Below are 12,303 nucleotides of genomic sequence, written 5' to 3' on the forward strand. Positions count from 1 at the left end.
GAACATCCGAATTGCTCGATTGCCGCTTTTGTGTGTTAATGACTATGGAAATGTGCGGTTTGCTCTCTTCGGCGTGCTCGGGTGTGTAGGTGTGCTCCGAGCGGGTGCGTCCGAATGGTGCATCGGCATCGGTACCAGGCGGGTATCGATGCCGGCCGCGCACGATCCACGTGAGTACGTGGTCAGTCGAGCGAAGGTAGTGACATGGGCAGCAAACAGGGTCGTCGGACGTCACGGGTTGCCGTGGCAATCGTCGGAGCAGTGGCCGCCGGCCTCGCTCTGGCCGGACCCTCCGCGGCTGTTCCGCTCTTTCCCGGTGGACCCGACATTCCGTTGCCCGTGATCCCCGGCGTTCCGTACCTCGACCCGGCAATTCCGGTTCCGGGCATCCCGGGTACGCCGATCCAGGCGCCCATCGGCGTCCCCAACTTCTCCGCGCCGTCGCTCAATCCGTCCGCGGGTGAGACAGTCGGCATCGCGCAGCCGATCATCATTCGTTTCAACGAGGCCGTCGGCGACCGTGCTACGGCCGAGCGCGCGATTCGCGTGACCACCGATCCTCCGGTCGAGGGCAGCTTCTACTGGATCAACGACAGCCAGGTCCGTTGGAAGCCGGCACAGTTCTGGCCGGCGAACATCTCCGTGACCGTCGACGCCGGTGATTCGCACTCCACGTTCAACATCGGTGACGCACTCGTCACCGTCGCGGACGACAACACCAAGCAGGTCACCGTCACCCGCAACGGTGAGGTCGTGCGCACCATGCCGACGTCGTTCGGCAAGCCGGGTCACGAAACACCGAACGGCACGTACATCGTCGGCGAGCAGCTGCGCGACATGTACATGGATTCGTCCACGTACGGCGTCCCGATCGATTCTCCCGAGGGTTACCGCACCTACGTCGAGTACGCGACACGAATTTCCTACAGTGGCATCTTCGTCCATGCAGCTCCGTGGTCGGTTGCGCAACAGGGTTTCACCAACGTCAGCCACGGCTGCCTCAATGTCAGCACCGAGGATGCCAAGTGGTTCTTCGAGAACGCTGGCAAGGGCGACCCGGTGATCGTGCAGAACACCGCAGGTGGAGTCCTCAGCGGCGCCGACGGATTGGGTGACTGGAACCGCTAGACATCGACGAGGAAGGCCCTGCGCGAGAAGTATTCGCGCAGGGCCTTTTTCGTGTCGCGTTCAGCTCGAGTGTCTTTTACGTTCACCATTCATTCGTTGCGGGCGGTCAGACTGCCTCAGTGAGATCGAGTCCGGAAAGAACGCTGCCCACTTCAGGCAAGCCAGGTCTGTGGGGCAGACCATGGCGTGATTACGCGCTGTTCGCGCTCTTGGTAGGTCCCAATCTCGCGTTGCTGATCTTGTTCACCTATCGCCCGCTGGTGGACAACATCCGACTTTCGTTCTTCGACTGGAACATTGCGGACCCGAAGGCGACGTTCATCGGGCTGAGCAATTACCGCGAGTGGTTCGGACGAAGCGACACCTGGCAGATCGTCACCAACACAGTGGTATTCACATTGGTCACAGTGGTGGGTTCGATGGTCATCGGTTTGGCGTTGGCCATGCTTCTCGATCGCAAGCTCGTCGGGCGAAACCTGGTCCGGTCGGCCATCTTCGCTCCGTTCGTCATCTCCGGTGCAGCGATCGGTGTCGCGTTTCAGTTCGTCTTCGACCCCAACTTCGGTCTGATCCAGGATCTCCTGCACCGCGTCGGACTCCAATCGCCCGACTTCTATCAGGACCCCCACTGGGCGCTGTTCATGGTGACGGTGACATACATGTGGAAGAACCTCGGCTACACGTTTGTCATCTATCTCGCTGCGCTGCAAGGAGTTCGGCAAGAGTTGAACGAAGCCGCCGAAATCGACGGTGCCAAGCCGTGGACCAAGTTCCGCCGGGTTCTCCTACCTCAGTTGCGCCCGACGACGTTCTTCCTCTCCATCACCGTCATGCTCAACTCGCTCCAGGTCTTCGACATCATCAACGTCATGACCCGTGGTGGCCCGCTGGGTACGGGGACGACGACGATGGTCTACCAGGTGTACAACGAGACGTTCCGAAACTTCCGGGCGGGCTACGGTGCGACGGTTGCCACCATCATGTTCCTGATCCTGCTGATCATCACCGTCTACCAGGTTCGTGCCATGGATCGGGGAGAAGAGAAATGACAGCGGTAGAGGAAAAGAAAAGCGCTGCTCCGACTTCCGTCGTTAGGCCGGGGCCGGACCGCAAGAACGTGGACCGGCGTGAGGTCGGTGTGAAGATCCTCGGCTATGCGGCAATGGTGATCGCGTTGGTCATCATCGTCCTGCCGCTCTACTGGATCGTGATGACCTCGTTCAAGGAGCGCCCGGAGATCTACACGCAGCCGGCAACGTGGTGGCCGTCGTCGCTGCATCCCGAAAACTATTCGGAAGCAACCACATCGGTCCCGTTCTGGATGTTCTTGCGGAACTCGATAGTGATCACGACGATTCTGTCGGCGGCGAAGTTCGTTCTGGGGACTCTCAGCGCCTATGGGCTTGTTTTCCTGCGCTTCCCGGGGAAGAACTTCGTCTTTCTCGGAATCATCGCCGCATTGATGGTTCCGAACCAGATCACCGTGATCTCGAATTACGCGCTCGTGGCAGAGTGGGGCTGGCGTAACACGTTCCAGGGCATCATAGTTCCGCTCGCGGGTGTAGCCTTCGGTACGTTCCTCATGCGCAACCACTTCCTCTCGATCCCTTCGGAGATCGTCGAGGCGGCGCGGATGGACGGAGCCGGCCACTGGCGGTTGCTCTGGCGCGTGGTGCTCCCCGTTTCCGGACCCACGATGGTGGCGTTCGGCATCATCACGGTGGTCAACGAATGGAACGAGTACCTGTGGCCGTTCCTCATGTCCGACGATTCCTCGGTAGCGCCGCTGCCGATCGGATTGACCCAACTGCAGAACAACGACGGACTTACCAACTGGGGTCCGGTCATGGCAGGAACGGTGCTGACGATGCTACCAATCCTGGTGATTTTCCTTCTGCTGCAACGACACATGATCAAGGGCCTCACCTCCGGTGCGGTCAAGGGCTGACAGCTTTCCCGTCACATTTCTTTCTCGAGGAGCAGTAATGGCAAACATGAACAGGCGCGGATTCTTGAGCCTCGGCGGTGCAATCGCCGCCGGAGCCGCACTGACCGCGTGCGCGGGATCCGGCGGGTCGAGCGCTGATGCTGCGGGAACATCCGGTGCGTCGGGTGATTCCAACACCATCACCTTCTGGTCGAACCATCCGGGTAAGTCCACCGACGTGGAGAAGGAACTGATCAACCGCTTCCAGACCAAGTACCCGGACCTGAAGGTCAACTTGGTGGACGGCGGCAAGAACTACGAAGAGGTGGCACAGAAGTTCAACGCTGCCCTCTCCGGTGGAGATGTGCCCGATGTGGTTGTGCTGTCGGATGTCTGGTGGTTCAACTATGCACTGGCCGGGGCAATCGAGCCGCTCGACGGACTCTTCTCCGAGGTGGGGGTCGACTCGGCCGACTACGTCGATTCACTGCTCGCCGACTACCTGTTCCAGGGCAAGCACTATGCGCTTCCCTACGCGCGGTCGACGCCGTTGTTCTACTACAACAAGGCGGTCTGGTCGCAGGCAGGTCTTCCCGACCGTGGGCCGGCGACATGGCAGGAGTTCGACGAGTGGGGACCCGAGCTGCAGAAGGTCGTGGGCAACGGCAAGTTGGCACACGGGTGGGGCAACGCGAAGGATTACCTCGGCTGGACCTACGAAGGCCCAATCTGGACGTTCGGCGGCTCGTACTCCGACCAGTGGAATCTGCAGCTCGACAACGAGAAGACCATTGCCGCAGGGCAGTTCCTCTCCAGCATGATTCACGACAAGAAGTACGCCGCGGTCTCCACTGACATCGCAAACGAATTCGGTACCGGCATTCTGGCGTCGACCATCGCGTCGACGGGCGATCTGTCCGGCATCAAGAAGACTGCCAACTTCGACTTCGGCACCGCTTTCCTCCCGGCAGTGGACGGAACTCCCGGTTGCCCCACCGGCGGTGCCGGGCTTGCCATCCCGTCCAAGATCTCCGATCAGCGTAAGAAGAACGCGCTCAAGTTCATCGACTTCATCACCAATGGTGAGAACACGGCGTACTTCTCGCAGAACGTCGGCTACATGCCGGTCCGCAAGTCGGCAACCTCGGAGCCGAGCATGAAGGCGTTCCTCGACGCGAACCCCAACTCCCGTACCGCTGTGGATCAGCTCTCGCGTACGCGCTCGCAGGACTACGCACGCGTGTTCGTCCCGGGTGGGGATCAGATCATCGGCACCGGACTCGAGCAGATCGCTCTCCAGAAGGCCGACGTCGCATCGACATTCGCCGGCGTTGCCACGCAGTTGCAGCAGATCATCGACCGGCAGATCACCCCCAAGCTGCCGAAGTAGTAGGAGAGAACACTCATGGCCAACGTGCAATTCGCGGGAGTCACGCACCGCTACGAAGGAACCGATCGACCGGCAGTCGACCGTCTCGACCTCGACATCGCCGATGGTGAGTTCCTGGTACTCGTAGGACCTTCCGGTTGCGGTAAGTCCACCAGCCTGCGAATGCTCGCCGGTCTCGAGTCCGCGTCGGACGGTCGGATCGAGATCGGCGGCACGGACGTCACGCACCTCGCTCCGCGAGCACGTGACGTCGCCATGGTGTTTCAGAGTTACGCGCTGTACCCGAACATGACCGTCGAGCAGAACATGGGCTTCGCGCTGCAGAATGCCGGAGTAGGAAAGGCCGAGCGCCGGGAGCGGGTACTCGAGGCCGCGCGGATGCTCGAGCTCGAACCGCTGCTCGGACGTAAACCGGCCAAGCTGTCCGGTGGGCAACGCCAGCGAGTCGCCATGGGTAGAGCCATCGTTCGCCATCCCAAGGTGTTCTGCATGGATGAGCCGCTCAGCAATCTGGATGCCAAACTACGCGTCAGCACACGGTCGCAGATCGCCGCCCTACAGCGTCGACTCGGCACCACGACGGTCTACGTCACCCACGATCAGGTCGAGGCGATGACGATGGGGGACCGAGTGGCGGTGATGCTGGACGGTCGCTTGCAGCAGGTGGCGAAGCCGCGCGAACTCTACGACAACCCCGTCAACACCTTTGTGGCCGCCTTCATCGGATCGCCCGGCATGAACCTGATCGAAGCGCCGGTCGAGGGTACCGTCGCAGTGCTCGGTGACCTGCGGATTCCGCTGCCCACCGGGGCGTCCGAGCGGGAGCGGGTCGTCGTGGGAGTGCGCCCGGAGTCGTGGGATCTGGTGGGCGCGTGGCGAAAGGGCTCGCTGGCCGTGGATGCCGACCTGCTCGAAGAGTTGGGAGCCGAATCGTTCGTGTACGCGAAAGGCTCACCGGATTGCCAGTGGCAGAGCCGATCCGGTCGAATCGTCATTCGCGTCGACCGGAAGATGTCGGTGGCACCGGGGGAGTCGCTTCATCTGCTGCCCAAGGCCGGCGAGGTGTACTTCTTTTCCGCGGAGACCGGAGTACGTCTGTAGCGATACTGTGTGCGGCATGACCGTCGCACGTTCGCTCTTGCTGTTCGTACTCGCCGCGCTGCTCGAAATCGGGGGCGCGTGGTTGGTGTGGCAGGGAATTCGCGAACACAAGGGATGGATCTGGGTAGGGCTCGGCGTCATCTCGCTCGGCCTCTACGGTCTGGTCGCCACCATGCAACCCGATGCGAACTTCGGGCGCATCCTCGCCGCGTACGGCGGGATCTTCGTCGCAGGTTCACTGCTGTGGGCGGTGGTGATGGACGGATTCCGCCCGGATCGTTTCGACATCGCCGGTGCGCTGATCTGTCTGGTCGGCGTCGGGGTGATCATGTACGCCCGGTAGGCCTTCGGCCCCGTGCGCGCTCAGGGAGTCCAGGGGGTCCCTAAGCGCGCACAGGGGCTTGCCCCTGCTACCAGATCTTCACACGCTTCTCCGGCTCCAAATACAGTGCGTCACCGGGCTTGACGTCGAACTCCTCGTGGAACGTGTCGAGGTTGCGGACGACGCCGTTGCACCGGAACTCCGGCGGCGAGTGCGGGTCGACGGCCAGACGGCGAAGCGCTTCGGCCTCACGGGCCTTCGTGCGCCATACCTGCGCCCACCCGAAGAACACGCGCTGCAAGCCGGTGAGTCCGTCGATGACCGGAGGTTCGATACCCTCGGTCGCGATCTTGTACGCCGCGATCGCGATCGACAGGCCGCCGAGGTCGCCGATGTTCTCGCCGATCGTGAACTCGCCGTTGACGTGGTGGCCCGGCAGTTCCTTGGGCTCGAACTCGTTGTACTGCTCGATGAGAGCCTTTGTGCGCTTGCCGAATTCGCTGCGGTCCTCGTCGGTCCACCAGTCGACCATGTTGCCGTCGCCGTCGTACTTGGCGCCCTGATCGTCGAACCCGTGACCGATCTCGTGGCCGATGACGGCGCCGATGCCGCCGTAGTTGGCAGCGTCGTCGGCTGCCGCGTCGAAGAACGGCGGCTGGAGAATGGCTGCGGGGAACACGATTTCGTTCATGCCCGGGTTGTAGTAGGCGTTGACGGTCTGCGGCGTCATGAACCACTCGTCACGGTCGACGGGGCCGCCCAGCTTGGCCAGGTCACGGTCGTACTCGGCGGCGTATCCGCGACGGTAGTTGCCCACCAGGTCGGTTGCCGAGATCTCGAGTCCGGCGTAGTCGCGCCACTTGTCGGGGTAACCGATCTTCGGGGTGAACTTCTCGAGCTTGGCCAATGCAGCCTCACGAGTCTGCGGGCTCATCCACTCGAGGTCGGAGATGTTGCGGCGGTACGCCTCCTGCAGGTTTGCGACCAGTTCCAGCATGCGGGTCTTCGCCTCTGCGGGGAAGTGTCGATCGACGTAGAGCTTGCCGACGGCCTCGCCGAGCAGATCCTGGACCAGGCTTACCCCGCGCTTCCAGCGCTCACGGTTCTCTTCGGTCCCGGACAGTGTGGTGCCGTAGAAAGCGAAAGTCTCGTCGACCAGGGCCGAATGCAGGTAAGGGGAGCGGGCATGAAGCACCTTCCACGCCGCCCATGCCTTCCAGTCGTCCAGTGACTCCGACGCCCAGAGTGCGGTGAAGGTGTGCAGGAATTCGGGCTGGCGGACCACGATCTCGGCGAACTTCTCCGAATCGGCGCCGAGACCGGACAGCCATGCCGCCCAGTCCAAACCGGGGTTCTGCTCGGTCAGTTCCTCGAAGCCCACCAGGTTGTAACTCAAATCTGCGTCACGACGCTTGACGACGTCCCAATGCCCGGCCGCGATCTTCTTCTCGAGCTCGAACACACGCTGGGCGTCGTAGCCGACGCCGGCGAGGGTGAACATCTTGTCGATGTGCGCGACGTACTTCTCGCGGATCTCCGCGTAGTTGTCCTCGCGGTAGTACGACTCGTCGGGGAGGCTGATTCCCGACTGGCTGAAGTGGATCAGGTACCGCTCGGAGTTCTTGGCATCGGTGTCGACGTAATGCGAGATGGCACCGCCGACGCCGACGCGCTGGTGGCGTCCGATCACGGTGGCCAGCGACGACCGGTCCGGCGCATCGGCGACGGCGTCGAGCTCGTCGTCGATGGGGCCGAGGCCTGCGGCCTCCACGGCGTCGGCGTCCATGAAGCTCGAGTACAGGTCGCCGATGCGCTGTGCATCGGTACCGGCGGCCGAGTTGGACTCCGCGGCTTCGGTGATGATGGTCTGTACGTCTTCTTCGGCCTTGTCGTAGAGCGTCCGGAAGGCCCCGTCGACTGCGCGGTCTGCCGGAATCTCGTATTCGGCGAGCCATTTTCCGTTGACGTGGACGAACAGATCGTCCTGCGCCCGTGTGTCGCCGTCGAGGTGGGTGAGGTCGATGCCTGAGCGATGAGCCGTGGTCATTTCTCCATCCTTACACGATCATGACGAACTGCTCGGTGTGTGCGCGATCGCTCCACGCCGAGTTCATCTCTTGTGCTGGGCAACGTCGGTATGGCATGGCACGATCGAATACGTGACCAGCAGACCTGCCGCAGATCCGCACCTGCAGGACCTCGCGCGACTACGACGTGTGCGAGACCGTATCGACCGGGAGTACGCGCGGCCTCTGGACGTGGAGGCGCTCGCGCGGGGAGTGAACATGTCTGCGGGGCATCTCAGTCGCCAATTCCGTCAGGCATACGGAGAACCGCCGTACGCCTACCTGATGACCAGGCGAATCGAGCGAGCGATGGCGTTACTGCGGCGCGGAGACCTCAGTGTCACGGACGTCTGCTTCGAGGTCGGTTGCAGCTCTCTCGGCACTTTCAGCAGCAAGTTCACCGAATTGGTGGGGGTTCCGCCCAGTGTCTATCGGCGCGAGGCCGAGCAGTCGACGGCAGGAATGCCGTCCTGCGTGTCCAAACAAGTCACCAGACCGATCAGGAATCGAGAAGCGCAGACCGCGCAGCCGCAATTAACGTGATCGCCATGGACATCACCATTCACTCGAGTTTCCTTCCGCAGGACGACCCTGAAGCCGCCCTGAACTTCTATCGCGACACGCTCGGCTTCGAGGTTCGCAACGACGTCGGCTACGACGGGATGCGTTGGATCACGGTGGGGCCGCCCGGCCAGCCCGGCACCTCCATCGTGCTGCATCCGCCGGCCGTCGATCCCGGAATCACCGACGAGGAGCGCCGCACCATCATCGAGATGATGGCCAAGGGCACCTACGGCGGACTTCTCCTGGCCACCAAAGATCTGGACGACACGTTCGAGCGGCTTCAGGCCGGCGACATCGACGTCGTCCAGGAACCGACCGAGCAGCCGTACGGCGTTCGCGATTGCGCCGTCCGGGACCCAGCGGGAAACCTGATCCGTATTCAAGAACTGCGCTGAGCCCGTCAACTGCGCTGAGACCGTCGGCGATCGACTGACAGATGGAGACACGATGACTGCCTTGCACACCGCAGACAGCCACGATTTGATCCGCGTGCAAGGCGCGCGGGTGAACAACCTCGAAGACATCAGTGTCGAGATCCCGAAGCGGAGGCTGACGGTATTCACCGGCGTCTCCGGTTCGGGGAAGAGTTCGCTGGTGTTCAGTACGATCGCCGCGGAATCGCAGCGGATGATCAACGAGACCTACAGCGCTTTCGTTCAAGGATTCATGCCGACGCTCGCGCGGCCGGACGTCGACGTTCTCGACGGCCTGACCACCGCGATCATCGTCGATCAGCAGCGGATGGGCGTCGACCCTCGCTCGACCGTCGGAACCGCAACCGACGCCAACGCGATGCTTCGCATCCTGTTCAGCCGTCTCGGAAAGCCTCACATCGGTTCGCCCCAGGCGTTTTCGTTCAACGTCGCCTCCATCTCCGGTGCGGGCGCGGTCACCATGGAACGTGGTGGCCGCCAGACGAAAGAGCGTCGCAGCTTCAAGATCACCGGCGGCATGTGTCCGCGGTGTGAGGGACGAGGGGCGGTCAACGATTTCGATCTGACCGCGTTGTACGACGACACCAAGTCGCTCAACGAGAGTGCGATCACGGTCCCCGGCTACAGCATGGAGGGTTGGTACGGCCGGATCTATCGAGGCTGCGGCTTCTTCGATCCCGACAAGCCGATCAAGAAGTACACCAAGAAAGAACTGAACGATCTGCTCTACAAAGAGCCGACCAAGATCAAGGTCGAAGGCATCAACCTGACGTACACGGGTCTGATTCCGCAGATTCAGAAGTCGTTCCTGGCCAAGGACGTCGACGCGATGCAGCCCCACATCCGGGCGTTCGTCGAGCGGGCGATCACGTTCACCACCTGCCCCGAATGCGACGGGACGCGACTGAGCGAGGGGGCGCGGTCGTCGAAGATCAAGGGCGTCAACATCGCCGACGCCTGCTCGATGCAGATCAGCGATCTCGCGGAATGGGTCAGCGGACTGAAGGAGCCTTCGGTCGCGCCGTTGCTCACGACGCTCGGTGAAACGCTCGACTCGTTCGTGGAGATCGGACTCGGCTACCTCAGTCTCGATCGGCCGTCGGGAACCCTCTCCGGCGGTGAAGCTCAGCGCACCAAGATGATTCGTCACCTGGGTTCCTCGCTCACCGACATCACGTATGTTTTCGACGAGCCCACCACCGGCCTGCATCCGCACGACATCGCGAGGATGAACGACCTACTGCTGCGCCTGCGGGACAAGGGCAACACCGTGCTCGTGGTCGAGCACAAGCCGGAGACGATCGTGATCGCCGACCACATCGTCGACCTCGGTCCGGGTGCGGGTAGCGCCGGCGGAAACGTCTGCTTCGAGGGCACCGTCGACGGTTTGCGTGCCAGCGACACCGTCACCGGCCGTCACTTCGACGACCGGGCCGCAATCAAAGAGACCGTGCGGGAGTCCACCGGAGCAATCGAGATTCGTGGAGCGAACTCACACAACCTCCAAGATGTAGACGTCGACGTACCGCTCGGCGTACTGGTCGTGGTGACCGGTGTGGCAGGGTCGGGCAAGAGTTCGCTGATCCACGGCTCGCTCGCGAAACGCGAAGACGTGGTGTCGGTCGATCAGAGCGCGATCCGCGGCTCGCGTCGGAGCAACCCGGCGACGTACACGGGGCTGCTCGACCCGATTCGCAAGGCATTCGCCAAGGCCAACGGCGTGAAGCCGGCGCTGTTCAGTGCCAACTCCGAGGGCGCCTGCCCGACGTGCAACGGCAACGGCGTCATCTACAGCGACCTGGCGATGATGGCCGGCGTTGCCACTCTCTGCGAGGAGTGCGAGGGCAAGCGCTTCCAAGCCGAGGTACTCGAATACAAATTCGGTGGCAAGGACATCAACGAGGTTCTCACGATGTCGGTGGCCGAGGCCGAGGAGTTCTTCGGCGAGGGTGAGGCCAAGACCCTCGCTGCGCACAAGATCCTCGTCCGACTGGTCGACGTGGGGCTCGGATACCTCACGATCGGCCAGCCGTTGACGACGCTGTCGGGCGGTGAGCGTCAGCGCATCAAGCTGGCAACCCACCTGGGTGAGAAGGGCGGCGTGTACGTCCTCGACGAGCCGACCACCGGACTGCACCTGGCCGACGTCGAGCAGTTGCTCGGCCTGCTCGATCGACTCGTCGATTCCGGTAAGTCCGTTATTGTCATCGAGCACCACCAGGCCGTGATGGCGCACGCCGACTGGATCATCGACCTCGGCCCTGGAGCCGGTCACGACGGCGGTCGGATCGTCTTCGAAGGCACTCCCGAGGAGCTCGTCGCCGACGGCTCCACACTCACCGGAAAGCACCTCGCGGCATACGTCGGCAACTGACCGGGCTCCTACCTCAGGCGTCGATACCCAGGTTGATGACGGCGAGGTAGGACCCGTCCGATTGCTTTTCGACGGTCATGAGGCCGGTGTCGTCGTAGATGCTGTCACTGGCGTTGTTCGTGTTGTTCTCACGACCGGTGTGCTCGCTGTACGGGGACTGCGAGTACACCTCGTCGAGAAGGGTCTCGTCGAAGAAGGTCTGCGACGTGAGGACCGTCTTCTTGTCGATGTGAACCTTGACGTGGATGTGGGTGGTGCGGCCCATGTACCAGCCGGGGAAGATCGTGGTGAACTGTGCGATGCCGTTTGCATCGGTGGTCTGCGCCCCGCGCAGATAGGTACCGTCGTCGGTGGTGGTGGCTTCGGTGTCGCCGACGCTGTACGAACCGTCGGAGGTCTCACCGGACCCTCCCATGCCGCCGCCCATTCCGCCGGGGGCGCCTGACGGTGGTTCGCCCATTCCGCCTCCGGGTGCACCTGACGGAGGTTCACCCATCCCGCCGGCCGGGGGAGTTCCGCCGCCACCGCCGCCGTTGGCGCTCAGCGAACCGGATTCGAAGCCGGAGTACACGCCGCCGGCGTCGCAGTGCCAGATCTCGACGACGGCGTTACTGACCGCGCCGATGCTGCCGTCGACGTTGCACTGGCTGTTGTCCTGCACGCGCATCGCAACCTGCAGCGTGGTGCCCGGACGGTCTTCGCGGATGTCGCCGCGAATGGAGTCGACGTCGAACCAGTAGGGGCCCTGTGTCTCTTCCTTGCTCATGACACACTGCGGTGCTTTGGCCAGAAGTGCGGTGACAGCGTCGCCGGACGTGGCCGCGGCGGAAGTGCCGGAAGTCGTTGTCGTCGACGCAGCCGCAGCCGAAGTCGTCGTGGCGGTGCCACTGTTGCCGGAGCACGCTGCGATGAGCCCGCCGAGACTGATGGTTCCGCCGAGGGCGAGAGCCCGCCGACGGCTCACGCGCAACCTGCTCGCTTCGATGTCTTTGTTCAC

The 12,303-nt window shown here is 62.8% G+C and carries 11 protein-coding genes; 9 read left to right on the forward strand and 2 right to left on the reverse strand.

Annotated elements, in window-relative coordinates; all coding sequences use genetic code 11:
- Positions 1-204 precede the first annotated feature (204 nt).
- The 6 genes from ABH939_RS01870 (at position 205) to ABH939_RS01895 (ending at position 5,889) form a co-directional block, all read left to right on the forward strand.
- The gene (locus tag ABH939_RS01870) at positions 205-1,128 is read left to right on the forward strand and encodes an Ig-like domain-containing protein (protein ID WP_166502624.1); all 924 of its coding nucleotides are present in this window, start codon (positions 205-207) and stop codon (positions 1,126-1,128) included.
- Between the two features lie 119 nt (positions 1,129-1,247).
- On the forward strand, positions 1,248-2,177 hold the full coding sequence (locus tag ABH939_RS01875) for a carbohydrate ABC transporter permease (protein WP_020970720.1): 930 nt from the start codon (positions 1,248-1,250) through the stop codon (positions 2,175-2,177).
- Complete coding sequence (locus ABH939_RS01880) at positions 2,174-3,076, forward strand: carbohydrate ABC transporter permease (RefSeq protein WP_003939837.1); 903 nt, start codon at positions 2,174-2,176, stop codon at positions 3,074-3,076. The genes ABH939_RS01875 and ABH939_RS01880 overlap by 4 nt, the downstream gene beginning before the upstream one ends.
- 37 nt (positions 3,077-3,113) lie before the next feature.
- A complete protein-coding gene (locus tag ABH939_RS01885; protein ID WP_003940485.1) occupies positions 3,114-4,445 on the forward strand; it encodes an ABC transporter substrate-binding protein in 1,332 nt (443 codons plus the stop codon).
- 15 nt (positions 4,446-4,460) lie between these two features.
- Positions 4,461-5,546: an ABC transporter ATP-binding protein gene (locus ABH939_RS01890; protein ID WP_166502623.1), complete on the forward strand. Its 1,086-nt coding sequence runs from the start codon at positions 4,461-4,463 to the stop codon at positions 5,544-5,546.
- A 16-nt stretch (positions 5,547-5,562) separates the two neighbouring features.
- On the forward strand, positions 5,563-5,889 hold the full coding sequence (locus ABH939_RS01895; RefSeq protein WP_003940244.1) for a YnfA family protein: 327 nt from the start codon (positions 5,563-5,565) through the stop codon (positions 5,887-5,889).
- A gap of 67 nt (positions 5,890-5,956) precedes the next feature.
- On the opposite strand, the gene ABH939_RS01900 is transcribed toward ABH939_RS01895, so the two are convergent.
- Positions 5,957-7,915 (reverse strand): M13 family metallopeptidase, encoded by a 1,959-nt coding sequence (locus ABH939_RS01900; RefSeq protein ID WP_065351378.1) that lies wholly within the window; start codon positions 7,913-7,915, stop codon positions 5,957-5,959.
- A 112-nt stretch (positions 7,916-8,027) separates the two neighbouring features.
- Here ABH939_RS01900 and ABH939_RS01905 point away from each other — a divergent pair, with 112 nt between their 5' ends.
- Genes ABH939_RS01905 through ABH939_RS01915 form a run of 3 tightly spaced genes read left to right on the forward strand, consistent with a single transcriptional unit; the run spans position 8,028 to position 11,306 of the window.
- Positions 8,028-8,477: a helix-turn-helix transcriptional regulator gene (locus tag ABH939_RS01905; RefSeq protein WP_030535180.1), complete on the forward strand. Its 450-nt coding sequence runs from the start codon at positions 8,028-8,030 to the stop codon at positions 8,475-8,477.
- A gap of 5 nt (positions 8,478-8,482) precedes the next feature.
- On the forward strand, positions 8,483-8,893 hold the full coding sequence (locus tag ABH939_RS01910; RefSeq protein WP_003940539.1) for a VOC family protein: 411 nt from the start codon (positions 8,483-8,485) through the stop codon (positions 8,891-8,893).
- A gap of 52 nt (positions 8,894-8,945) precedes the next feature.
- A complete protein-coding gene (locus ABH939_RS01915; protein ID WP_404649242.1) occupies positions 8,946-11,306 on the forward strand; it encodes an ATP-binding cassette domain-containing protein in 2,361 nt (786 codons plus the stop codon).
- A 13-nt stretch (positions 11,307-11,319) separates the two neighbouring features.
- Here the strand turns inward: ABH939_RS01915 and ABH939_RS01920 are convergent, their stop codons facing one another.
- Positions 11,320-12,303: a protocatechuate dioxygenase gene (locus ABH939_RS01920; RefSeq protein ID WP_404649243.1), complete on the reverse strand. Its 984-nt coding sequence runs from the start codon at positions 12,301-12,303 to the stop codon at positions 11,320-11,322.

Source organism: Rhodococcus sp. 27YEA6, assembly GCF_044908235.1.
Lineage (GTDB): Bacteria > Actinomycetota > Actinomycetes > Mycobacteriales > Mycobacteriaceae > Rhodococcus_F > Rhodococcus_F qingshengii.